Below are 22,419 nucleotides of genomic sequence, written 5' to 3'. Positions count from 1 at the left end.
AGGAAATACTCCGTCGAGTCGGGGTGTTACAGTGGTGTACGTCGGAGTCGAGAAGTCTTCTCCCCGACGCCATGCCACTCTCAGTGCCCGTCAGATGCGGGCCCGCCCATGTTGAGAATCCGCTCGGGTCGTGGTGCTTTCCATACCGAGCCAATGGGTTCGTGGCTGTCCAGAAGGATTGAAACCGAGTGACTGAAACCAGCACCACCGAGACCGAAGCCGCGCCGAAGAAGCCGGCGCGCAAGTCCGGAGGCTCCCTCGGCGGCAAGGTGCTCGCCGAACTGCAGGAGATCGCCGCGGGCTTGGGCATCGACGGTTCGAAGATGCGCAAGGGCCAGCTCATCGACGCCATCAAGGAAGCGCGTGGAGAGGCCCCCAAGGCCGAGAAGCCCGCTGCCGCTGCTCCCGCCGCCCATGAGTCCGGCACGGCCGAGACGCAGCAGGAGGCCGCGCCGAAGCGCCGCTCCCGCCGCTCCGCCTCGCAGGCCGATCCCGCCGCCACGGACGCGCCGGCCGCGGCCGATGATTCCTCCGCCACGGCGCAGCCCGCCGACGCGACCGAGGTCAAGAGCGACAAGAACGACAAGGGCGCCGACGCCAAGAAGCACGACGGCGACCGCAACGACAAGAACAAGAACGATCGCGGCGACAAGAACGACCGCGGCGACAAGAACGACCGTGACGACAAGTCGAAGTCCGACGGTAAGAACGATCAGCGCGATCGTGGCGGCAACGACAACCGCGGCAACCAGCGCGACGACAACCGTGGCGGCAACGACAACCGCGGGAACCAGCGCAACGACAACCGCGGGAACCAGCGCAACGACAACCGTGACGACGACAACGCCGGGGGCAACCGCCGGCGCAACCGTCGTGGTCGCGGGCGCGGCAACAACCGCGGCATGGAGGCCGAGCCCACGTTCACCGAGGACGACGTCCTGGTGCCCGCCGCGGGCATCCTCGACATCCTCGACAACTACGCGTTCGTCCGCACCACCGGCTACCTGCCCAGCGAGAACGACGTCTACGTCTCCATGTCGCTCGTGCGCCGGCTCGGCCTGCGCCGCGGTGACGCCGTGGTCGGCCAGGTGCGCCAGCCCCGCGAGGGCGAGCGCAAGGAGAAGTTCAACCCGATGGTCAAGATCGACTCGGTCAACGGGATGGACCCCGAGGAGGGCAAGCGTCGCGTCGACTTCGGCAAGCTGACGCCGCTCTACCCGTCGGAGCGTCTGCGCCTCGAGAGCGAGGCGGGCGGACTCACCGGCCGCGTCATCGATCTCGTCTCGCCCATCGGCAAGGGCCAGCGCGGCCTCATCGTCTCGCCGCCCAAGGCCGGTAAGACGATGACGATGCAGCAGGTCGCCAACGCGATCACCGCGAACAACCCCGAGTGCCACCTCATGATCGTGCTCGTCGACGAGCGCCCCGAGGAGGTCACCGACTTCCAGCGCACCGTCAAGGGTGAGGTCATCGCTTCGACCTTCGACCGTCCGGCCTCGGACCACACCGCGGTCGCCGAGCTGGCCGTCGAGCGCGCCAAGCGTCTCGTCGAGCTCGGTCACGACGTCGTCGTGCTGCTCGACGGCATCACGCGCCTGGGCCGTGCCTACAACCTCGCCGCGCCCGCCTCCGGACGCATCATGTCCGGCGGTGTCGACTCCTCGGCGCTGTACCCGCCGAAGAAGATCTTCGGCGCTGCGCGCAACATCGAGGACGGCGGCTCGCTGACGATCCTCGCCACTGCGCTCGTCGAGACCGGCTCGCGCATGGACGAGGTGATCTTCGAGGAGTTCAAGGGCACCGGCAACTGGGAGCTGCGCCTGCGTCGCGACTTCGCCGAGAAGCGCATCTTCCCGGCGATCGACGTCGACGCCTCGAGCACCCGCCGCGAGGAACTCCTCATGGCCAAGGACGAACTCGCGATCGTGTGGAAGCTGCGTCGTGTGTTGTCGGGCCTGGAAGGTCAGCAGGGACTCGAGCTCGTGCTCGACAAGCTCAAGAAGACCTCGAGCAACGTCGAGTTCCTCATGCAGATCAACAAGACGATGCCCGGCGGCGCCAGCAACGGCGACGACTGAGCGTCCCTCACTGACGACGGGCCCCTGGGGGAGCTTCGCAGTCACCAGCTGACAGCGAAGCTCCCCGCAGGGCGCAGATGTCCTCCATCTCCTGGTCATCGGCGCCCGGGAACAAGGCGGGCCCGAAGTTGGTTGTACGAGAAGCAACTGGCAGAATTGCCCCTTGGTTCTGGTTCACGGACTGCGCCGTGGTCCGACCCAGCGACCTGACGAGAGGACCCACCATGAAGCAAGGCATCCACCCCGAGTACGTGGAGACCCAGGTGACCTGCACCTGCGGCAACACGTTCACCACGCGCAGCACCGCGACCGAGGGCACCCTGCGTGCCGACGTCTGCTCGGCCTGCCACCCGTTCTACACGGGCAAGCAGAAGATCCTCGACACCGGCGGACGCGTCGCTCGCTTCGAGAAGCGCTACGGCAAGAAGTAACGCCGTCAGAACGCCGGTCCTGCACCGCAGGGCCGGCGTTCTCCTGTGTTCAGGACGAACCCGAGGATCGATCGAGTAAGGAGCCGGTGTGTTCGAGGCGGTGGAGTCGCTGGTCCGCGAGCATCGCGAGCTGGAGAGCGCGATGGCCGATCCGGCCGTGCACGCCGATCCGGCGCGCGCGAAGAAGCTCGGGCAGCGGTACGCGGAGCTGACGGCGATCGTGCGGACCTACCGCGAGTGGCAGCAGGCTTCCGACGACCTCGAGGCGGCGCGCGAACTCGGCCTCGACGACGAGGTCGGCGATCTCGAGCAGCGCATCCCCGAACTCGAGGAGCGCCTGCAGCGGCTCCTCGTCCCGCGCGATCCCTCCGACGGCAAGGACGTCATCCTCGAGATCAAGGGCGGCGAGGGCGGCGAGGAGTCGGCGTTGTTCGCCGGTGACCTTCTGCGCATGTACACCCGCTACGCGGAGCAGCGTGGGTGGCGCACCGAGATTCTCGACGCGACAGAGTCCGCGCTCGGCGGGTACAAGTCGGTGACCGTCGCGGTCAAGGCGAAGGGCACCCCCGAGCCGGGGGAGGCGCCGTACGCGCTGCTGAAGTTCGAGGGCGGTGTTCACCGGGTTCAGCGCGTCCCCGTGACCGAGTCGCAGGGCCGCATCCACACCTCGGCCGCCGGCGTGCTCGTGCTTCCCGAGGCCGAGGAGATCGACGTCGAGATCCACGACAACGACCTGCGGATCGACGTGTTCCGCAGCTCCGGTCCGGGCGGTCAGAGCGTCAACACGACGGATTCGGCCGTGCGCATCACCCACCTGCCGACCGGCATCGTCGTGAGCATGCAGAACGAGAAGAGCCAGCTGCAGAACAAGGAGCAGGCACTGCGCGTGCTGCGGTCGCGACTGCTCGACGCCGCCCAGGCCGCCGCCGACGCCGAAGCCGCGGACGTGCGCAAGTCGCAGGTCCGCACCGTCGACCGTTCCGAACGTGTGCGCACCTACAACTTCCCGGAGAACCGCATCTCCGACCACCGCACCGGGTTCAAGGCGTACAACCTCGACCAGGTGATGGACGGGGCGCTCGACGACGTCATCGCCTCGCTCGTCGACGCCGATCTCGCCGAACGGCTGGCCTCGCTGGAGTCGGCGGAGTGACCACCAAGGCACTCCTGGAGCAGGCGACCCAGCAATTGGCCGAGGCGGGCGTCGCCTCGCCGCGGGTCGACGCCGAACTGCTGCTCAGCCACGTCACCGGCGTACCGCGCGCGCTGCTCGTGGTGGCGGCCCGACTCGATGACGTGCAGCGACGCAGCTTCGCCGAACTCGTCGATGCGCGGGCGCGGCGCGTTCCCCTGCAGCATCTCACCGGCAGCGCGGGCTTTCGTTACGTCGACCTCGAGGTCGGCCCGGGCGTGTTCGTTCCGCGCCCCGAGACCGAGCTGCTGGCCGGCTGGGCGATCGAGGCGGCTTCGCCGCAGGAGCGGCCCGTCGTCGTCGATCTCTGCACCGGATCGGGAGCGATCGCGCTGTCGATCGTCCACGAGGTGCCGCACGCCCGCGTTCACGCGGTCGAGCTCGACGAGCTGGCGTTCGGCTGGGCGCAACGCAATCTCGACGGCACCGGGGTCGATCTGCGCCAGGGGGACATGGCCGACGCCTTCACCGACCTCGACGGGTCCGTCGACGTCGTGGTGGCCAATCCGCCCTACATTCCTCTCGAGGCCTGGGAGAGCGTCGCTCCCGAGGCGCGCGACCACGACCCGGAGCTCGCGCTCTGGTCCGGTGACGACGGCCTCGACGCGATGCGCGTGCTCGAGCACGTGGCCTGGCGTCTGCTCAAGCCCGGGGGCGTGGTGGGCGCCGAGCACGCCGACGCTCAAGGGCAGACGGCTCCGGGCGTTTTCGCCGGGCGATGGACCGATATCCACGATCACCTCGATCTCGCCGGTCGTCCGCGCTTCGTGACGGCACGAAAGCCGGGCTGACGTCGGCGGGCGGAGGCCGCAGCGTAGGGTTGACGCGTGAGCGCGCAGTTGCCCGGTCCGGGGCCGTTCAAGACGATCCCGAACCTCGTCACGATCGTGCGGACGGTGGCAGCCACCGCGCTCGGCCTCATCGCACTCGGCGTCGATGACCGCGTTCCGTGGCTCATCGCGGGCTATCTGACCTACTGGCTCGGGGACAGCCTCGATGGCTTGCTCGCCCGTGTGCTGGGCCAGGAGACGCGGGCCGGGGCCGTCTTCGACATCTGCAGCGACCGGCTCTGTACGGCGATCCTCGCCTGCGGTCTCGTCCTCGAACAGCCGCACTTGGCGGTGCCGATCGCGATCTTCCTCCTGAACTTCATGGTCGTCGACAACGTGTTGTCGCTGGCGTTCCTGCTGTGGCCGATCGTCAGCCCCAACTACTTCGGGCGCGTCGACCAGACGGTGTTCCGCTACAACTGGTCGCACCCGGCCAAGGCGCTCAACAATGTGGGCATCGTCGTCGCCGTCGTCATCGGCAACCTGTGGCTCGCCCTCGTGATCGTCATCGCGCAACTGGCCGTCAAGATCGCGAGCGCGGTGCGGGTGGCCCGGTTGAGCACCCACCGAGAGACGGTGGCGTGACCGATCTCCTCACCGTGCTCAGCGCGCTGGGCTTCGGTGTGCTGTCCTCGATCATCCCGCTGTTCAACTCCGAGCTGTACGTCGGCGTCGTCGCCGCCGCGACGCAGCCGCACGTGGCCGCCATGGCCGTCCTGGCGATGGCGGTCGGGACCGTCGCCGGCAAGCTCATCCTCTTCGTGCTCGCCAGTCGCGGCTCGGAGAGGTTCGGCGTCGGCAAGGCGCTCAACGGCGACGACAAGCCGATGCCGACGACGCGGTTCAAACTGTGGCTTCGCCAGACGAGCGACCTGCTCATGGCCTGGCTCGGCGACTCGCGCCTCGGCCCCTTGACGATTCTGTTGGCGGCGTCGATCGGCATCCCGCCGTTGTTCGTCGTCGCCGTCATGGCCGGAGTCGCCCGCCAGAACATCGTGCTGTTCGGCATCGCGGTCTTCGTCGGCAGGCTCGCCCGCTTCGCGGTGGTCGCCGTGCCCATCGCCCTCGCGGCCCATTGACGGGCCCGGCGCCCCACCCGCCGTCCCGCCGCTGTTCGCGCCGGCATGCCGGTCGGCGGGCGGTCGCGGCGGGGGCGTGCCGCGTCCGGGGCACGCGGGTGCGGCGGCGGCGACTACGCTGGCCCGCGTGAGAATTCACGATCTGACGCAGGACCTCGAGGCCGGTATCGCCGCGGCCGAACGCGCCGTCCGCGACGGCCACCTGGTGGTGCTGCCGACGGACACCGTGTACGGCGTCGGTGCCAACGCCTTCGCTCCGGCCGCGGTGCAGCGGCTGCTCGAAGCGAAGGGGCGGACCCGGCAGAAGCCTCCGCCGGTCCTGATCGGCCGCGTCGGAACGCTCGACGCCCTTGCCATCGACATCCCCGGATGGCTACGCCGGATGCTCGATGAACTGTGGCCGGGCGCCCTCACGGTCGTACTCCGCGCCCAGCCGTCACTCACCTGGGACCTCGGCGAGACGCACGGCACCGTCGCCGTCCGCGTGCCGGGCGACGAGCGGGCCCGACGTCTGCTGGATGTCACCGGACCGCTCGCCGTGAGCAGCGCCAACCGCACCGGAGAACCGGCGGCGACTACCGTCGAGGAGGCGCAGGAGATGCTGGGCGACAGCGTCGCGGTGTATCTCGACGGAGGGCCCTCCGGGGATGCCGTGCCCTCGACGATCCTCGACATCACCGGGACCACGCCGCGTATCCTGCGGCAAGGCGCCCTTCCGCTGGAGCGACTGCACGAGTTCAACAACACCATCGAACCGGCAGCGGGGGAGTAGTGCGCGAGTACCTCGTCGTCTTCGGCATCGCTCTCGGCGTCACGTACCTGCTGGCGTCGATCGCCCGGCAGTCGGCCCATACGCTCGGCGCCGTCGCCCGTGTCCGGGAGCGGGACGTGCACGCGGTCCCGATGCCGTACTTCGGGGGTCCGGCGATGCTCGGCGGCCTCGTGGCGGCCTACCTCGTCGCGACGCACCTGCCCTTCCTCTCGCGCGGCGACGCGACGGTGTTCGAAGACGTCCGCGCGGTGATCGTCGGCGGAGCGCTCATCTGCGCCGTGGGCATCGTCGACGACGTCTTCGAGCTCGACGCGCTCAGCAAGTTCGCAGGCCAGGTGTTCGCCGGTGTCGTCGTCGTGGCCATGGGCGTGCAGTTCGTCTACCTGCCGCTGCCGGGCACCTACTTCGGCCTCGATCAGTTCCAGGCGATGATCTTGACCGTCCTGCTGATCGTCGCCACGGTGAACGCGGTCAACTTCGTCGACGGGCTCGACGGTCTCGCGGCCGGCATCGTCGGTATCGGGGCCATCGCGTTCTTCACTTACGCCTTCGTTCTGGCGGTCGAGAACGGCGAGTCGAGGGCGATGTCCTCGGCACTGCTGACCGCCGGTCTCGCCGGCGTGTGCCTCGGCATCCTGCCGCACAACTTCTTCCCGGCGCGGATGTTCATCGGCGACTCGGGCTCGATGCTGATCGGCTTCGTCCTGGCCTGTTCGGCCATCAGCCTCACCGGGCAGTTCCCCGCGACGAGCATCTCAGAGGGGATCGGGGGATCGGACGCCAGCTTCGTCGCGGCGTTCCTCCCGCTCATCCTGCCGTTCGCGATCGTGTCCATCCCGTTCGTCGACATGGGCCTCGCCGTCATCCGGCGTACGCGCGCCGGCCGTTCGCCCTTCAGCCCCGACAAGATGCATCTGCACCATCGTCTGCTCGAGATCGGCCACTCGCACCGGCGCGCCGTGCTGCTGATGTACGCGGCGGCGGCGCTCGTGGCGTTCGGCGTGGTGATCTTCAGCCTGTTCAGCGGATGGCAGCTCGTGGCCGTGTTCGGCCTGCTGACGGCGCTCGTCGCTGCCGCCATCGTGCTGCTGCCGCGCTTCGAGGCGAAGGTCTGGAAATGAGCGGACCGCGCCGGATCACGGCTGCCGTCGCCCTGGTGGTGATCGCCGTCTGTGCTGCCGTGGGAGCGAGCCGCAGCGGACCGGCGGGGGCCGTCTCGGCGCTCGTCGGCGGTGCCGTCGTCATCGTCTTCCTCGGCTCGACCGCGGCAGTGCTCGGGCCCATGGTCAAGGTGCTGCCGCACGCGTCGATGGCCACGTCGATGCTGTTCTACCTGACCAAGATCGCGGCGCTGCTGGCGCTGTTCATCGTCCTTCAGGACTTCACGCGTCCCGCTGGACCACTTGACCGGGTCATCCTGAGTGGTACGGTCATCGTCGCCACCATCGTCTGGCTCGTGACCCGCACCATTGACGACACCCGCGCGAGGGTGCCGACCTTCGACCTGCCTGACGACCCTGACAGTGCCCCTGATAAGTTGGAGGGGCAGTGAGCGGCGTCTCTCCCGCGCACTGTGCTCCCGTGACGCAAGCCCAGGCGGTTCGCCACGCAACCGCGCCACAGAAGGATTGACGACTTGACGATCGCGACCGTGATCAGCGCCGCTTCCGGCGGTGAAGGGTTCGCCCCGCCCGGACCCGCCGATTTCCACTTGCCGCCGTTGTTCGGCGAGGTCACCAAGCCGATGGTTCTCGTCGTGCTCGCCGCGATCCTCGTCTTCGCCTTCACCTATCTCGCTGCTCGCCCGGCCGCCGTTGTGCCCGGGCGTTTGCAATTCGCGGGCGAGTACGTCTACGGGTTCGTGCGCAATGGCATCGCCCGCGAGAGCATCGGCTCCGAGCACTTCATGAAGTTCGTGCCGTACCTGTTCTCGCTGTTCCTGTTCATCGCAGTGAACAACTACTTCGGCCTCATCCCGTTCATCCAGTACCCCACGATGTCGCACTTCGGCTTCCCGTTGGGTCTGGCACTGCTGACATGGGTCCTCTACATCGGCGTGGGCATCGGCAAGCACGGTTTCCTCGGCTACCTCAAGCACGTCACGATCCCCACCGGCGTCAAGGGCCCGGTCCTCGTGATCATCATGCCGCTGGAGTTCCTGTCGAACATCCTGGTGCGGCCGGCGACGCTCTCGCTGCGTCTGTTCGCCAACATGTTCGCCGGTCACCTGCTGCTCATGCTGTTCGCCTTCGGTGGCGAATACCTGCTCTTCGAGTCCACGAGCCTCATCAACGGCGTCGCCGGCGTGCTGTCGTTCGTGATGTTCGGCGCCGTCACCGTCCTCGAGCTGCTGATCATGTTCCTGCAGGCGTACGTCTTCACCCTGCTGACGGCCACCTACCTCGGGGAATCGCTCGCCGACGAGCACTGAGCCACCAGACTTCGCTCCGGCCACGGAGCGGCACAACTGAATACGTCCCACCATTCCCGGACCGCTCGGGTCCAGAACAGACGCTTGGAGCGTCACGACGAAAGGAAAAGCCGTGGAAGGCTCCCTCAACATGCTCGGCTACGGTCTCGCGACCATCGGTCCGGCCGTCGCCGTGGGTCTGATCTTCGCCGCGTACATCAACGGCGTCGCCCGTCAGCCCGAGGCGCAGTCCCGTCTGCAGCCGATCGCCATTCTGGGCTTCGCCCTCGCCGAGGCTCTCGCCATCATCGGTATCGCCCTCGCGTTCGTGATCTGATCGCCGGCGACCGACTGGCGTACTAACACCAAGGAGCAGCATGTCCGAATCGCTCATGGCGGCCGCCGGCGAGCCGAATCCGCTCGTCCCGCATACCGTCGAGATCGTTCTGGGCGCGGTCGTCTTCCTCCTGCTCGTCGCCGCGATCGCCAAGTTCGTGGTCCCGCGCTTCGAGAAGGCGTACGCCGAGCGGACCGCCGCGATCGAGGGGGGCATCGCCGAGGCCGAGCAGGCACAGAACGAGGCCAAGGCCGCACTCGAGCAGTACACCGCGCAGCTCGCGGACGCCCGCCACGAGGCGGCGGCGATCCGCGAGGAGGCCAAGGAGCAGGGCGCCCAGATCATCGCCGAGATGCGGGCTCAGGCTCAGGCCGAGGCCGAGCGCATCACGTCGACCGCGCACGCGCAGATCGAGGCCGAGCGCGCCCAGGTGGTGGCTCAGCTCAAGAGCGAGGTCGGCGCCCTGGCCACCGAGCTGGCCGGTCGCATCGTGGGGGAGTCCCTCGCCGATGATGACCGTCAGAAGCGCACGGTGGCCCGGTTCATCGACGAGCTCGAGGGGTCAGCCAACTGATGCGCGGAACGTCAGCGACATCGCTGGACGCCGTCCTGGCCGCGGTCGACGCGGCCCAGGGCGACGCCCGTGATCTCGGCTCCCAGCTCTTCACCGTGGTCGACGCGATCGATCGGGCACCGGCGCTGCGCCGGGTCCTGACCGACCCGTCGACGGCGACCGAGGCGAAGCAGGCCCTCGTCCGGTCGATCTTCGGCGGCAAGGTCTCGTCTGACACCGAGAAGGTGCTCGACGCGGCCGTTGCCGGACGGTGGGCCGCTGGCCGCGACTTCACCGACGGCTTGGAGCAGGCCGGTATCGTGGCCTATGTGCGAGCCGCTGAAAATGCTGGAATCGCAGAGCGGTTCGAGAACGAGCTGTTCGAGGCCGGCCAGGTCGTCATCGACGACATGGGCCTGCGCCGGGCGGTCAGCGACAAGGCGGCGCCCGCGTCGCTGAAGAAGCAGCTGCTCACGGAGGTCTTCGGCGGCAAGGTGACCGACGAGACGCTCGCCGTCCTGCAGCAGGCATCCGTGGGCCGCACGGGCTCCTTTGAGAAGGTGCTCCGCCGCTTCGACCGGCTCGTCGCTGCGCGTCGTGGTCGCACGGTCGCCACGGTGCGCGTCGCGTACGAGCTCGATGCCTCCGAGCGCGACCGGCTCGCCGCAGCCCTGCAGCGCAAGTACGGCAACGACGTCCAGCTCAACGTGATCGTCGATCCTGCCGTCGTGGGCGGCATCGCCGTCACCGTGGGCGACGAGGTCGTCGACGCCACGATGTCCACCCGCCTCGAGACCGCCCGCCGGGCGCTCGCTGGCTAACCCCGATCTCTACCTCAAGAAGGCAGGCACAAAATGACGGAACTCTCGATCCGTCCGGACGAGATCCGCGACGCGTTGCAGAAGTTCGTGTCGGACTACTCGCCGACCGCGGACAAGGCCGAGGAAGTCGGCATCGTCGCGGAGGCCGGTGACGGCATCGCCCGCGTCGAGGGTCTTCCCTCGGTCATGGCCAACGAGCTGCTCGAGTTCGAGGACGGCACCCTCGGTCTCGCCCAGAACCTCGACGTGCGCGAGATCGGTGTCGTCATCCTGGGTGACTTCGCCGGTATCGAGGAGGGCCAGCAGGTCCGCCGCACGGGTGAGGTTCTCTCCGTGCCGGTGGGCGAGGGCTACCTCGGCCGTGTCGTCGACCCGCTCGGCAACCCGATCGACGGTCTCGGCGAGATCGAGACCGAAGGCCGCCGCGCCCTCGAGCTTCAGGCTCCCTCGGTCGTCCAGCGCAAGAGCGTGCACGAGCCGCTGCTGACCGGCATCAAGGCGATCGATTCGCTGACGCCGATCGGTCGTGGTCAGCGTCAGCTGATCATCGGCGACCGCCAGACCGGCAAGACCGCCATCGCGATCGACACGATCATCAACCAGAAGGAGTTCTGGGAGACCGGCGATCCGAGCAAGCAGGTCCGCTGCATCTACGTCGGCATCGGCCAGAAGGGCTCGACCATCGCCTCGGTGCGCGGCGCGCTCGAGGACGCGGGCGCGCTGGAGTACACGACGATCGTCGCGGCCCCCGCGTCGGACTCGGCGGGCTTCAAGTACCTCGCCCCGTACACCGGCTCGGCGATCGGCCAGCACTGGATGTACCAGGGCAAGCACGTCCTGATCGTCTTCGACGACCTGTCGAAGCAGGCCGAGGCCTACCGCGCCGTGTCGCTGCTGCTGCGTCGCCCGCCGGGCCGTGAGGCGTACCCCGGCGACGTGTTCTACCTGCACAGCCGGCTCCTGGAGCGTTGCGCCAAGCTGAGCGACGAGCTCGGCGCGGGCTCGATGACCGGTCTGCCGATCATCGAGACCAAGGCCAACGACGTGTCGGCGTACATCCCGACCAACGTCATCTCGATCACCGACGGTCAGATCTTCTTGCAGTCGGATTTGTTCAACGCCAACCAGCGTCCGGCCGTCGACGTCGGCATCTCGGTGTCGCGCGTGGGCGGTGCGGCGATGACCAAGTCGATGAAGGCCGTCACCGGCTCGCTCAAGGTCGAGCTCGCCCAGTACCGGGCGATGGAGGCCTTCGCGATGTTCGCGTCCGACCTCGACGCCGCCTCGAAGGCGCAGCTGGCCCGCGGTCAGCGCCTGATGGAGCTGTTCAAGCAGGACCAGTACCAGCCGTTCCCGGTGGAGCAGCAGGTCGTGTCCATCTGGGCCGCCACCACGGGCAAGCTCGACCCGGTGCCTGTCACCGACGTGCACCGTTTCGAGACGGAGTTCCTCGACTACGTCAAGCGCTCGCACGCGGGTGTCCTGGACGCGATCCGCGAGAGCGGCAAGTTCGAGGACGACAGCGAGCAGGCTCTCGAAGCCGCGTACGACTCGTTCCTGGACCAGTTCGAGACCAGTGAGGGTCACTCGATCAAGGCCGGGCGCGAGGAGTTCGAGGCACTCGGCGACGAGGACGTCGAGCAGGAGCAGATCGTCAAGCAGAAGCGAGGCTGAGCATGGCCGTTTCGCTCCGCGAATACCGCGCGAAGATCAAGTCGACCCAGTCGATGAAGAAGATCACGCGCGCCATGGAGCTGATCGCCGCCTCACGCATCATCAAGGCACAGCAGCAGGCGGCGGCGGCAGCGCCGTACGCTCGTGAGCTGACTCGCGCGGTCTCGGCGGTGGCGACGTTCTCGGACGTCGACCACCCCCTGACCACCGAGAAGGAGAACCCGACCCGGGCCGCGGTGCTGGTCATCTCCAGCGACCGTGGTCTGGCGGGTGCCTACTCGGCCAGCGTGCTCAAGGAGGCCGAGCGCCTCGCCGAGAAGCTGCGCGGGGAGGGCAAGTCGGTCGACTACTACCTCGCCGGACGCAAGGCCGAGACGTACTTCAAGTTCCGGCAGCGTGATTTCGTCGAGTCGTGGACCGGTTTCTCGGACAAGCCCACGTACGACGATGCACGCACGATCGGCAACACGCTCGTCGCGGCCTTCCAGGCGGACGAGTCCGACGAGTCCGACGAGGATGCGGTGGACCCGCGCCTCGCCGTGGACGAGTTGCACATCGTGTTCACGCGCTTCCGGTCGATGCTGACGCAGGAGCCGTCGACGATCCGTCTGCTCCCGCTGGAGGTCGTCGAGGGCACTGAGCCGCCCGCCGAAGGTGATCTGCTCCCGCTGTACGAGTTCGAGCCGAGCACCAACGAGGTGCTGGACGCGCTGCTGCCCAAGTACGTCCACAGCCGGATCTACTACTGCCTCTTGCAGGCGGCGGCCTCGGAGCTGGCAGCGCGCCAGAAGGCCATGAAGTCCGCGACGGACAACGCCGAGGACCTCATCCAGAAGTACACCCGCATTGCCAACCAGGCCCGCCAGGCTGGCATTACCCAGGAGATCAGCGAGATCGTGGGTGGCGCGAACGCGCTCGCCGACGCCGCTGGGAGTGAGTGAGAGACATGACTGCCACCGTCGAAGAGAAGAAGACCGCCACGGGCCGCGTCGCCCGGGTGATCGGTCCGGTGCTCGACATCGAGTTCCCGTCCGACGCCATGCCCGACATCTACAACGCGCTCAAGGTCGACACCGAGGTCGCGGGTGTGAAGGAGACCCTCACGCTCGAGGTCGCGTTGCACATCGGTGACGGCATGGTCCGCGCGATCAGCCTCCGTCCCACCGACGGCGTCGTCCGCGGCAGCACCGTCATCGACACCGGGGAGCCGATCACGGTGCCCGTGGGCAACGCGACGCTCGGCAAGGTGTTCAACACCACCGGCGACGTGCTCAATCTCGAAGAGGGCGAGACCTTCGAGGTCGAGGAGCGCTGGGGCATCCACCGCAAGGCTCCGGCGTTCGACCAGCTCGAGTCCAAGACGCAGATGTTCCAGACCGGCATCAAGGTCATCGACCTGCTGACCCCGTACGTGCAGGGCGGCAAGATCGGCCTGTTCGGTGGTGCCGGCGTCGGCAAGACCGTGCTGATCCAGGAGATGATCGCCCGTGTCGCCCGCGACCACGGCGGCGTTTCGGTGTTCGCCGGCGTCGGCGAGCGCACGCGTGAGGGCAACGACCTCATCGCCGAGATGGAGGAGGCGGGCGTCCTCGGACAGACCGCGCTCGTCTTCGGTCAGATGGACGAGCCCCCGGGAGCGCGTCTTCGCGTCGCCCTGTCCGCCCTGACCATGGCGGAGTACTTCCGCGATGTTCAGAAGCAGGACGTGCTGCTGTTCATCGACAACATCTTCCGGTTCACGCAGGCCGGCTCGGAGGTCTCGACGCTGCTGGGCCGCATGCCCTCGGCCGTCGGCTACCAGCCGACCCTCGCCGACGAGATGGGCGTGCTGCAGGAGCGCATCACGTCGACGCGCGGCCACTCGATCACCTCGATGCAGGCGATCTACGTGCCCGCTGACGACTACACGGACCCGGCTCCGGCCACGACGTTCGCGCACCTGGACGCCACGACCGAGCTCAACCGTGAGATCGCGTCGATGGGCATCTACCCGGCCGTCGACCCGTTGACCTCGACGTCGCGCATCCTGGACCCGCGCTACATCAGCCAGGATCACTACACCACCGCGACGCGCGTGAAGTCGATCCTGCAGCGCAACAAGGAGCTCCAGGACATCATCGCGATCCTCGGTGTCGACGAGCTGAGCGAAGAGGACAAGACGATCGTGTCGCGCGCTCGTCGCATCCAGCGCTTCCTCAGCCAGAACACGTACGTCGCCAAGCAGTTCACCGGCATCGAGGGCTCGACCGTCCCGCTCGACGAGACGATCGACGCCTTCACCAAGATCTGCGACGGCGAGTACGACCACGTGGCCGAGCAGGCCTTCTTCATGTGCGGCGGTCTGGACGACGTCGACAAGAAGTGGGCCGAGATCCAGAAGAACTCCTGATGGCGGGGCCCTTGCAGATCGAGCTCGTCGCGGCCGACCGTGTGGTCTGGTCCGGCGAGGCGTCGGAGATCATCGCGCGCACGTCCGAGGGCGACCTCGGCGTGCTCGCCGGCCACGCGCCGCTGCTCTCGCTGCTGGTTCCGGGCGTCGTCATGATCAAGCCGATCGAGGGCCCGATCGTCCAGGCCGCGGTGGGGGACGGGTTCCTCTCCGTGGCGGATGATCACGTGTCGATCCTCAGCGAGGACACGTGGCTGCTCGAGGAGATCGACGAGGCCGAGGTGCGCCACGAGCTCGCCCAGGCCGAGGCGGCCGACGACGACGACGCGCGTCATCGCGCCGAAGTCAAGCTGCGCCTGCTCGGTAAGGCGGCCTGAGTTGGGCGAGGGAGTGAATCATGCCGCTGTGGCTGTGGCTGGTTGACTCCCTCGCCCTCCTCGTCCTCCTCGGCGTGGCGTTGCTCATCACGCTCGCCGTGCGTCGCCGGTGGCTCACCCGCCGCGGCGGCGCCTTCGAGATGAGCGTCAACCGCAACGAGGACGCGTCGGCACGTGGTTGGATCCTCGGGATCGCGGTCTACGGCGCCGGCGACGTGAGCTGGTACCGCACGTTCTCCCTGTCGCTACGACCCAAATACCGGTTCCCTCGAGGCGACGTGCTCATCGAGGGCAGGCGCGAACCGCAGGGCGCCGAGGGGTACGCGATCCACGACGGACACGTGGTGGTGCGCACCGAGAATCCCACCCCGGTGCGCCAGCTGGCGCTGAGTCCCTCCGCGTTGACCGGTCTCCTCGCGTGGCTCGAATCGTCACCACCGGGCCGCGGGGTCAACAAGGTCGTGTAGTCGCGATAGCCGAAAAGGCGTGCGCGACCTAGTTCTTCTGTGTCAGGATGAAGACGTGAAGAAGATGATCGCCTCCACGTTCGTGGCCGCCGCGGTTGTGCTGAGCATCCCGGCCCCCTCGAACGCTGCCACAGTGGACACCGCCAAGAGTGCCGTCACCAAGCCGGCCAAGCCGGCGATCGACTGGTACACGCCGACTCGTATCGACTGGTACTGAGAGACGCACGACGAAGGGGCCGTCCGACCGGACGGCCCCTTCGTGGTGTCAGCTCGTGGTCCCGCGTTCCCCGCCGGGCACCCAGAGCACGTCGCCGTGCTCGCGGTTCGCGTAGCGGGCGAGGATGAAGAGCAGATCGCTGAGCCGGTTGAGGTACTTCGCGGTGAGGACGTTCATGCTGTCGCCGTGTTCCTCCAACGCGGACCACGCCGAGCGCTCGGCACGACGGGCGACGGTCCGCGCGACGTGGAGTTCGGCGGCCGCCCGGGTGCCGCCGGGAAGGATGAACGATCGCAGTTTGGGCGTGGCCTCGTTGTAGCTGTCGCACCACTGCTCGAGCCGGTCGATGTAGTCGGGCTCGACCCGCAGCGGGGGATACTCCGGGTTCTCGACGACGGGAGCGCCCAGATCCGCCCCGACGTCGAAGAGGTCGTTCTGGATGTGGGTGAGTACCGCGACGACGTCGTCGTCGAGTTCGCCGAGCGACAGCGCGACGCCGATGTGGCAGTTCGCCTCGTCCACGTCGGCGTAGGCGACCAGGCGCGTGTCGTTCTTGGACGTGCGGCTCATGTCGACCAGCGCCGTCGTGCCGTCGTCGCCGGTGCGCGTGTAGATGCGCGTCAGATTCACCATGACCCGAGTCTAGGCGCGAGCGGCCGCACCGAGGCCCGTCCCCTCCGGCCCGCGTCCGTCCCGAATTCCCCGCGCCCGGGCCCGCGAGTGGTGCAGATTCGTCACGCCACCGCCGCTGCGAGGACGAATTCGCACCGCTCGCGGGCGCATCCGCACCACTCGGCGGGCGTCGATCAGCGTTCGATCCCGGTGCGGGCGACGAGCGCGGCAGCGTCGACGGTCGCCGGGAGGGTGCCGTACTCCATGCCGCGGTCCTCGCCCAGACGCGCGGCGACGAACGCGTCGGCCACGACGGCCGGAGCTTCGCGGATGAGGATGGACGCCTGAAGCGCGAGCGCCATCGACTCGATGACCCGCCGCGCGATCCGAGGAGCGGCCTGCGGGTCGGCGGCTGCCTCGCCGAGGAGCGCGTGCAATTGCTTGAGATGCGCATCGAAGGTCGTCGAATGCCCGGCCGCGTGGCCGACCTCGCGCACGAACGCATCGACCGCCTGCGGCTCGCGGGCCATCGCGCGCAGCACGTCGAGCGCGATGACGTTGCCTGAGCCCTCCCAGACCGCCATGACGGGTTGTTCGCGGTAGCGGCGGGCGAGCGGGAAGTCCTCCGTGTACCCGTTGCCGCCGAGGCACTCGAGCGCCTCGTAGGCGTGGTGCGGCCCACGCTTGCACACCCAGTACTTCGCGACGGCCGTGGCGAGCCGGGCGAACGCGGCCGACTCGTCGTCGTCCGCGTCGAAGGCCGCGCTGGCGCGAATCGCCGTCCATGTCGCCGCCTCGGCCTCGAGTTGCAGGTCGGCGATCACCGCCGTCATCGCCGGCTGGTCGACGAGGGTCGCGCCGAACGCCTGGCGATGTGCCACGTGCCAGGACGCCTCCGCCACGGACTGACGCATGCCGGCGGCCGAGCCGAGGATGCAGTCGAGCCGCGTCTGGTTCACCATCTCGATGATCGTCCGCACGCCGCGGCCGGGCTCGCCGACGAGCCAGCCCGATGCGTCGACCAGTTCGATCTCCGACGAGGCGTTGGACTTGTTGCCGAGCTTGTTCTTGAGGCGCTGAATGAAGAAGCCGTTGCGCTCGCCGCCGGGAAGGACCCGCGGAACGAGGAAGCACGACAGTCCTTCGGGCGTCTGCGCGAGCACGAGGAACGCGTCCGACTGCGGGGCGGAGCAGAACCACTTGTGCCCGGTGAGACGCCACGTACCGTCGCTTGCCGGAACTGCGTGCGTGGTGTTGGCGCGCACGTCAGAGCCGCCCTGCTTCTCGGTCATCGCCATGCCGAAGACCGCACTGTCCTTCGTCGCGGGGTCGCGCAGCTCCGGGTCATAGGAGGTCGAAAGGACTTTGGGAAGCCAGAACTCAGCCACCTCGGGCGAGGCCAACCGCAGCGACGGCACGACGGCGTGGGTCATGCTGACCGGGCAGGCATGCCCGGGTTCGATCTGGGCGAACGCCATGAACGTCGCAGCGCGAGCCACGTGCGCCCCCTCGCGGGACCCGGACCAGCACGACGTGTGCGCTCCGTGGGAGATCGCGTCGCCGAAGATGCGGTGATACGCGGGGTGGAAGCGGACCTCGTCGACGCGGTGTCCCCAGCGGTCATGGCTGGAGAACTCCGGTGTGAAGACGTTGGCGAGCTCGGCGTCGCGCTGGAAGTCCGCCCGCCCGACCAAGGCGCCGATGTCCGACAGTCGGTCGTGCGCCCAGCCCCCGCCGTAACGGTGTACGGCCTCGACGAGCGCAGGGTTGCTGGTGAACTCGTTGATCCCGGTACGCGGGGGAGCTTGGTTGGTCACCTCGTGGGTCGCTGTGCTCATGGTGTCTCCTGACGGCTGGTTGGGACAGAGGTGGATGCGCCGAGGGCGCGGCAACAGAAGGTGACGATGGCGTCGACGATGACGGCGTCCTCCAGGGCGTCGAGACCGTCGTAGCCGACGGGATTGAGCCGACCGACGAGCGACTCACTGATCGCTCCGATCAGCGCGGCACCGCTGAGCCCGACGTTCTGCGGCGCGAAGGTACCGTCGGCGATGCCGTCGCGCAGGATGCTCTCCGCGAGGTCGACGTAGGCGCGGCGATACGTTAAGCGTTCGGCTTCGACGATGGGGGAGACGGGCTCGAACAACAGCGACCATGCGAGCTGGCGTCCGCGCAATGCGCGCCCGGCGAACGTGCGGATGAACGCGTCGAGACGTGCGTGGGCTGCGGGATCGGCGGCCGCCGTCGCCGATCGCACCGCAGTCAGCTCGTGCGATGCAGACTCGCGAAAGACCGTCGCCAGGAGTTCGTCGCGATTGTCGAAGTAGGTGTACACGAGGCCCACGCTCGTGCCGCACTCCTGGGCGATCGCGGTGATCTTGGCTCCCGCGAAGCCGTGGCGCGCCACCAGCTCCCGCGCGGCGCGAAGCAGACCGGCGCGGCGCTCCTCGGCGCGCCGGCGCGTGGCGTCCGTCTCACGGTAGGGCACGGGTCACACCCTCACGAAGGAATGAAACATGGTTCAATACTACCCACACCCCCGGAGCAGGAGGAAGACCATGCACCTGACAGCGGTACTCGAGCGCGCCGCCCGCACCACGCCAGAGAAGGTGGCGGTGGTGGCCGACGACGTCACCTTGACCTACGGCGAGCTGCTGGATCGGGCCCGGCGCGCGGCGTCCGCCTTCGTCGACCGGGGTGTGCAGCCGGGAGACCGTGTCGCTGTCATGGCCTTCAACACCCCCGGTTTCGTCGTCGCTGCCTTCGGAACCTGGTTCGCGGGTGGCGTGCTGGTGCCGGTCAATCACAAGCTCACCGTCCCCGAGGTCCGTTACGCCGTCGAACACAGTGGAGCGGTGGTCGGTGTCGTCGCCGCTGACCTCGCTTCCATCGCCACGGACGCAGCTTCGGGCATCACCTGGATGACTACAGAGGCCGTGGTCGACGGCCTCGAGGCGTTCGACGAACTCGCCGAGACGTGCACGCCGATCGAGAGCGCGGTGGACGACGACATCGATGCCCCGGCCCAGTACCTCTTCACCTCCGGCACGACAAGTTCGCCGAAGGCGTGCGTGCACACGCATCGGACGATCAGCAGCGCCTCGCCCTTGATGGTGTCGACGCTCGGTTTCACGCGTGATGAACGTTTCCTCATCGCCATGCCGATCTGGCACGCAGCGCCGCTCAACTGCTGGTTCCTCACGATGATGTTCCTCGGTGCGACGGTGATCCTGCAGCGCGAGTACCACCCCGTGCAGATGCTCCAGAACGTCCAGCGGCACCGGGTCACGGCGTTCTTCGGAGCCCCGATCGCCTACACGATGCCGGTCCAGCTCGCTAAAGCCGGCAAGCTCGACCTGGCGGCGTTCGACCTCTCCAGTGTGAACAAGTGGATCTACGGCGGAGCGCCGCTCGGCCGGGAGGTGGCCATCTCGCTCATCGAGGCGTACGGCACGGACCGGTTCTTCCAGGTCTACGGCATGAGCGAGATGGGACCGGTCGGCACGGCCCTGTACCCGGACGAGCAGGTCACCAAGGCCGGGTCCGTCGGTCGCGGCGGGCACCCGGGGGTCGACCTGCGTGTGGTCGGGATCGACGGATCGGATGTCGGCCCGGGCGGCACCGGCGAGATCTGGTTGAGGGCCGACACCCGCATGTGCGGATACCACGACAACGAGGACGCCACCCGTGAGAGCTTCGTCGGACCGTGGTTCCGCACCGGCGACGTCGCGCGCGTCGACGAGGACGGCTACCTCTTCATCGTCGACCGCCTCAAGGACATCATCATCGTGGGCGGTGAGAACGTGCACTCTCAGGAAGTGGAGGAGGCGCTGCGCGGGCACCCGCGCATCGCGGACATCGCGGTGGTGGGCCGGCCGGAGCCCGAATGGGGCGAGGTCGTCGTCGCCGTGTACGTCAGTGCCGACGGCGAGGACGTGTCGATCGAGGAGCTTCGCGCGCACCTCGCTGACAAGGTCGCCCGGTACAAGCTCCCGCGCGAAGCGGTGCGCGTCGAACAATTGCCGCGCAATCCGTCGGGCAAGCTCACCAAGCATGTCATTCGCGAGGAGCTGCTCGTTCCGCGCAGCTGAGCGGTGACGGCACCTCGACGTGGTCCGCATCACAGTCCGGCGGGTGCCCAGTTCCGTTACCTAGCGGTAACGTGTGGCCATGCCAGACAAGCCTTGGGTGATGCGCACCTACGCCGGCCACAGTTCGGCCGCGGAGTCGAATGCGCTGTACCGTCGCAACCTCGCCAAGGGACAGACCGGTCTCTCGGTCGCCTTCGACCTGCCGACGCAGACCGGCTACGACCCCGACCATGAGCTCAGCCGCGGGGAGGTCGGCAAGGTCGGGGTGCCGATCCCGCATCTGGGGGCCATGCGCCGGCTGTTCCAGGACATCCCGCTCGGCGAGATGAACACGTCGATGACCATCAACGCCACGGCGATGTGGTTGCTGGCGATGTACCAGGTCGCGGCCGAGGAGCAGGGCGTCGACGCCGCGGCTCTCGCCGGCACGACGCAGAACGACATCATCAAGGAGTACCTCTCGCGCGGCACGTACGTGTTCCCGCCGGAGGCGTCGATGCGGCTGACCACCGACATGATCGCGTACACGGTCAACCACATCCCCAAGTGGAATCCGCTGAACATCTCGAGCTATCACCTGCAGGAGGCCGGCGCCTCGCCGGTGCAGGAGCTCGCGTTCTCGCTGTCGACGGCGATCGCCGTGCTCGACGCGGTCAAGGACTCCGGCCAGGTGCCTGAGGACAAGTTCGAGAAGGTCGTCGGCCGCATCTCGTTCTTCGTCAACTCCGGTGTGCGCTTCATCGAGGAGATGTGCAAGATGCGCGCCTTCGGTGAGCTGTGGGACGAGATCACGCGTGAGCGCTACGGCGTGCAGGACCCCAAGATGCGCCGCTTCCGCTACGGCGTGCAGGTCAATTCGCTCGGCCTGACCGAGGCGCAGCCGGAGAACAACGTGCAGCGCATCGTGCTGGAGATGCTGGGCGTCACGCTCAGCAAGAAGGCTCGCGCTCGCGCGGTGCAGTTGCCGGCCTGGAACGAGGCGCTGGGTCTTCCGCGTCCGTGGGACCAGCAGTGGTCGCTGCGCCTCCAGCAGGTCCTCGCCTTCGAGTCCGACCTGCTCGAGTACGACGACATCTTCGACGGCTCGCATGTCATCGAGGCCAAGGTCGCCGAGTTGGTGGAGGGCGCGAAGGCCGAGATCGACCGAGTGCAGGCGATGGGCGGTGCGGTGGCCGCTGTCGAGTCGGGCTACATGAAGCAGGCGCTGGTGTCCTCGCACGCCGAACGTCGGGCCAAGATCGAGTCCGGCGACATCAAGGTCGTCGGCGTGAACTCCTACACCGAGACCGAGCCGTCGCCGCTCACGGCCGACCTCGACGCGGCGATCATGGTCGCCGACCCGCAGGCCGAGGCCAACGCCATCGCCGACGTGCAGGCGTGGCGCGAGCAGCGCGATCAGGCGGCGGTCGACGAGGCGCTGGCCAAGGTGCAGGCCGTGGCCAAGACGGACGAGAACCTCATGGAGGCGACGCTCGCCGCCGTGCGTGCGGGCGCCACGGTCGGCGAGTGGGCCGGGGCGCTGCGCGAGGTCTTCGGCGAGTACCGCGCCCCGACCGGTGTCAGCGGCGTCGTCGGCGTCACCGAGGCAGGGGCGGAGCTCACCGCGGTGCGCGAGCGGGTCAAGGCGACGGGGGAGGAGCTCGGCGGACGCCGGCTCCGGTTCCTCGTCGGCAAGCCGGGGCTCGACGGCCACTCCAACGGCGCCGAGCAGGTCGCCGTGCGCGCCCGCGATGCCGGGTTCGAGGTCATCTACCAGGGCATCCGCCTGACGCCGAGCCAGATCGTCTCGGCGGCGGTGGCCGAGGATGTCGATGTCGTCGGGTTGTCGATCCTGTCCGGCTCGCACATGGAACTCGTGCCCGAGATCCAGCGCGGACTGGTCGAAGCCGGGCTGGACAACGTTCCGGTCATCGTGGGCGGCATCATCCCCGAGTCGGACGCACGGCGGCTCGAAGCCGCCGGCATCGCCGCGGTCTTCACCCCCAAGGATTTCGGCATGACCGAGATCATGGGCCGCGTGGTCGAGGAGATCCGCAAGGCCAATGGTCTGAGCTGATCACGACGAAGGCCAGGCACACCCAACGTCGGT

24 protein-coding genes are annotated in these 22,419 nt (G+C 68.1%); 21 read left to right on the top strand and 3 right to left on the bottom strand.

Going from position 1 to position 22,419, the window contains the following annotated elements; genetic code table 11:
- The first annotated feature begins 188 nt into the window (after positions 1–188).
- From rho to EHW97_RS15295, 19 genes are all read left to right on the top strand, one after another.
- Positions 189–2,078, top strand: a complete 1,890-nt coding sequence (rho, locus tag EHW97_RS08425) for a transcription termination factor Rho (RefSeq protein WP_124236727.1) — start codon at positions 189–191, stop codon at positions 2,076–2,078.
- A gap of 224 nt (positions 2,079–2,302) precedes the next feature.
- The gene (gene rpmE / locus EHW97_RS08420; protein ID WP_121793116.1) at positions 2,303–2,509 is read left to right on the top strand and encodes a 50S ribosomal protein L31; all 207 of its coding nucleotides are present in this window, start codon (positions 2,303–2,305) and stop codon (positions 2,507–2,509) included.
- Between the two features lie 88 nt (positions 2,510–2,597).
- Complete coding sequence (gene prfA, locus EHW97_RS08415) at positions 2,598–3,662, top strand: peptide chain release factor 1 (protein ID WP_124236726.1); 1,065 nt, start codon at positions 2,598–2,600, stop codon at positions 3,660–3,662.
- Positions 3,659–4,492 carry a peptide chain release factor N(5)-glutamine methyltransferase gene (gene prmC / locus EHW97_RS08410; protein ID WP_124236725.1) on the top strand — a complete coding sequence of 278 codons (834 nt, stop codon included), beginning with the start codon at positions 3,659–3,661 and terminating at the stop codon, positions 4,490–4,492. The genes prfA and prmC overlap by 4 nt, the downstream gene beginning before the upstream one ends.
- Positions 4,493–4,528: 36 nt before the next feature.
- The gene (locus EHW97_RS08405; RefSeq protein ID WP_124236724.1) at positions 4,529–5,116 is read left to right on the top strand and encodes a CDP-alcohol phosphatidyltransferase family protein; all 588 of its coding nucleotides are present in this window, start codon (positions 4,529–4,531) and stop codon (positions 5,114–5,116) included.
- Positions 5,113–5,610: a YqaA family protein gene (locus EHW97_RS08400; protein WP_124236723.1), complete on the top strand. Its 498-nt coding sequence runs from the start codon at positions 5,113–5,115 to the stop codon at positions 5,608–5,610. Before EHW97_RS08405 ends, EHW97_RS08400 begins: the two co-directional genes overlap by 4 nt.
- A 127-nt stretch (positions 5,611–5,737) precedes the next feature.
- Positions 5,738–6,382 carry an L-threonylcarbamoyladenylate synthase gene (locus EHW97_RS08395; RefSeq protein ID WP_124236722.1) on the top strand — a complete coding sequence of 215 codons (645 nt, stop codon included), beginning with the start codon at positions 5,738–5,740 and terminating at the stop codon, positions 6,380–6,382.
- Entirely contained in the window at positions 6,382–7,503 is a 1,122-nt protein-coding gene (locus tag EHW97_RS08390) for an MraY family glycosyltransferase (protein ID WP_124236721.1), read from the top strand. Before EHW97_RS08395 ends, EHW97_RS08390 begins: the two co-directional genes overlap by 1 nt.
- Positions 7,500–7,934 (top strand): Cg1360 family ATP-synthase-associated protein, encoded by a 435-nt coding sequence (locus EHW97_RS08385; RefSeq protein WP_124236720.1) that lies wholly within the window; start codon positions 7,500–7,502, stop codon positions 7,932–7,934. Before EHW97_RS08390 ends, EHW97_RS08385 begins: the two co-directional genes overlap by 4 nt.
- Positions 7,935–8,018: 84 nt before the next feature.
- Positions 8,019–8,813 carry a F0F1 ATP synthase subunit A gene (atpB, locus tag EHW97_RS08380; protein WP_243696358.1) on the top strand — a complete coding sequence of 265 codons (795 nt, stop codon included), beginning with the start codon at positions 8,019–8,021 and terminating at the stop codon, positions 8,811–8,813.
- 130 nt (positions 8,814–8,943) lie between these two features.
- Complete coding sequence (locus EHW97_RS08375; RefSeq protein ID WP_208001963.1) at positions 8,944–9,129, top strand: F0F1 ATP synthase subunit C; 186 nt, start codon at positions 8,944–8,946, stop codon at positions 9,127–9,129.
- Positions 9,130–9,169: 40 nt separating this feature from the next.
- Positions 9,170–9,703, top strand: a complete 534-nt coding sequence (locus EHW97_RS08370; protein WP_124236719.1) for a F0F1 ATP synthase subunit B — start codon at positions 9,170–9,172, stop codon at positions 9,701–9,703.
- Positions 9,703–10,503 (top strand): F0F1 ATP synthase subunit delta, encoded by an 801-nt coding sequence (locus EHW97_RS08365; protein WP_124236718.1) that lies wholly within the window; start codon positions 9,703–9,705, stop codon positions 10,501–10,503. The genes EHW97_RS08370 and EHW97_RS08365 overlap by 1 nt, the downstream gene beginning before the upstream one ends.
- A gap of 33 nt (positions 10,504–10,536) precedes the next feature.
- Positions 10,537–12,177, top strand: coding sequence for a F0F1 ATP synthase subunit alpha (gene atpA / locus EHW97_RS08360; RefSeq protein WP_124236717.1), 1,641 nt, complete (start codon positions 10,537–10,539; stop codon positions 12,175–12,177).
- A 2-nt stretch (positions 12,178–12,179) separates the two neighbouring features.
- Positions 12,180–13,118, top strand: coding sequence for a F0F1 ATP synthase subunit gamma (locus EHW97_RS08355; RefSeq protein ID WP_124236716.1), 939 nt, complete (start codon positions 12,180–12,182; stop codon positions 13,116–13,118).
- A 5-nt stretch (positions 13,119–13,123) separates the two neighbouring features.
- Positions 13,124–14,566 carry a F0F1 ATP synthase subunit beta gene (gene atpD / locus EHW97_RS08350; protein ID WP_124236715.1) on the top strand — a complete coding sequence of 481 codons (1,443 nt, stop codon included), beginning with the start codon at positions 13,124–13,126 and terminating at the stop codon, positions 14,564–14,566.
- Positions 14,566–14,943 (top strand): F0F1 ATP synthase subunit epsilon, encoded by a 378-nt coding sequence (locus tag EHW97_RS08345; protein WP_124236714.1) that lies wholly within the window; start codon positions 14,566–14,568, stop codon positions 14,941–14,943. The genes atpD and EHW97_RS08345 overlap by 1 nt, the downstream gene beginning before the upstream one ends.
- 20 nt (positions 14,944–14,963) lie before the next feature.
- Entirely contained in the window at positions 14,964–15,410 is a 447-nt protein-coding gene (locus tag EHW97_RS08340; protein ID WP_124236713.1) for a DUF2550 domain-containing protein, read from the top strand.
- A 55-nt stretch (positions 15,411–15,465) separates the two neighbouring features.
- The gene (locus EHW97_RS15295) at positions 15,466–15,627 is read left to right on the top strand and encodes a hypothetical protein (RefSeq protein WP_166367447.1); all 162 of its coding nucleotides are present in this window, start codon (positions 15,466–15,468) and stop codon (positions 15,625–15,627) included.
- Positions 15,628–15,675: 48 nt separating this feature from the next.
- Here EHW97_RS15295 and EHW97_RS08335 read toward each other — a convergent pair whose 3' ends face one another.
- The 3 genes from EHW97_RS08335 to EHW97_RS08325 form a co-directional block, all read right to left on the bottom strand.
- Positions 15,676–16,260: a cob(I)yrinic acid a,c-diamide adenosyltransferase gene (locus tag EHW97_RS08335; protein WP_124236712.1), complete on the bottom strand. Its 585-nt coding sequence runs from the start codon at positions 16,258–16,260 to the stop codon at positions 15,676–15,678.
- A 173-nt stretch (positions 16,261–16,433) separates the two neighbouring features.
- Positions 16,434–18,077 carry an acyl-CoA dehydrogenase family protein gene (locus tag EHW97_RS08330; RefSeq protein ID WP_124236711.1) on the bottom strand — a complete coding sequence of 548 codons (1,644 nt, stop codon included), beginning with the start codon at positions 18,075–18,077 and terminating at the stop codon, positions 16,434–16,436.
- Positions 18,074–18,727, bottom strand: coding sequence for a TetR/AcrR family transcriptional regulator (locus tag EHW97_RS08325; protein WP_124236710.1), 654 nt, complete (start codon positions 18,725–18,727; stop codon positions 18,074–18,076). The genes EHW97_RS08330 and EHW97_RS08325 overlap by 4 nt, the downstream gene beginning before the upstream one ends.
- Positions 18,728–18,797: 70 nt before the next feature.
- On the opposite strand from EHW97_RS08325, the gene EHW97_RS08320 reads away from it, so the two are divergent.
- Both EHW97_RS08320 and EHW97_RS08315 read left to right on the top strand, forming a co-directional pair.
- A complete protein-coding gene (locus EHW97_RS08320; RefSeq protein WP_124236709.1) occupies positions 18,798–20,330 on the top strand; it encodes a class I adenylate-forming enzyme family protein in 1,533 nt (510 codons plus the stop codon).
- A 79-nt stretch (positions 20,331–20,409) separates the two neighbouring features.
- Positions 20,410–22,386 (top strand): protein meaA, encoded by a 1,977-nt coding sequence (locus tag EHW97_RS08315; RefSeq protein ID WP_243696357.1) that lies wholly within the window; start codon positions 20,410–20,412, stop codon positions 22,384–22,386.
- Positions 22,387–22,419: the final 33 nt, after the last annotated feature.

This window comes from Aeromicrobium camelliae (assembly GCF_003850045.1).
Lineage (GTDB): Bacteria > Actinomycetota > Actinomycetes > Propionibacteriales > Nocardioidaceae > Aeromicrobium > Aeromicrobium camelliae.
The sequence above is the reverse complement of the archived record's forward strand: the minus strand, read 5'-3'. Positions and strand labels throughout refer to the sequence as shown.

Coding starts and splice junctions, on each gene's coding strand:
- rpmE (WP_121793116.1), top strand. CDS start 2,303: ATGAAGCAAGGCATCCACCCCGAGTACGTGGAGACCCAGGTGACCTGC.
- EHW97_RS08385 (WP_124236720.1), top strand. CDS start 7,500: ATGAGCGGACCGCGCCGGATCACGGCTGCCGTCGCCCTGGTGGTGATC.
- EHW97_RS08375 (WP_208001963.1), top strand. CDS start 8,944: ATGCTCGGCTACGGTCTCGCGACCATCGGTCCGGCCGTCGCCGTGGGT.
- EHW97_RS08370 (WP_124236719.1), top strand. CDS start 9,170: ATGTCCGAATCGCTCATGGCGGCCGCCGGCGAGCCGAATCCGCTCGTC.
- EHW97_RS08365 (WP_124236718.1), top strand. CDS start 9,703: ATGCGCGGAACGTCAGCGACATCGCTGGACGCCGTCCTGGCCGCGGTC.
- atpA (WP_124236717.1), top strand. CDS start 10,537: ATGACGGAACTCTCGATCCGTCCGGACGAGATCCGCGACGCGTTGCAG.
- EHW97_RS08355 (WP_124236716.1), top strand. CDS start 12,180: ATGGCCGTTTCGCTCCGCGAATACCGCGCGAAGATCAAGTCGACCCAG.
- atpD (WP_124236715.1), top strand. CDS start 13,124: ATGACTGCCACCGTCGAAGAGAAGAAGACCGCCACGGGCCGCGTCGCC.
- EHW97_RS08345 (WP_124236714.1), top strand. CDS start 14,566: ATGGCGGGGCCCTTGCAGATCGAGCTCGTCGCGGCCGACCGTGTGGTC.
- EHW97_RS08340 (WP_124236713.1), top strand. CDS start 14,964: ATGCCGCTGTGGCTGTGGCTGGTTGACTCCCTCGCCCTCCTCGTCCTC.
- EHW97_RS08335 (WP_124236712.1), bottom strand. CDS start 16,260: ATGGTGAATCTGACGCGCATCTACACGCGCACCGGCGACGACGGCACG.
- EHW97_RS08330 (WP_124236711.1), bottom strand. CDS start 18,077: ATGAGCACAGCGACCCACGAGGTGACCAACCAAGCTCCCCCGCGTACC.
- EHW97_RS08320 (WP_124236709.1), top strand. CDS start 18,798: ATGCACCTGACAGCGGTACTCGAGCGCGCCGCCCGCACCACGCCAGAG.
- EHW97_RS08315 (WP_243696357.1), top strand. CDS start 20,410: ATGCCAGACAAGCCTTGGGTGATGCGCACCTACGCCGGCCACAGTTCG.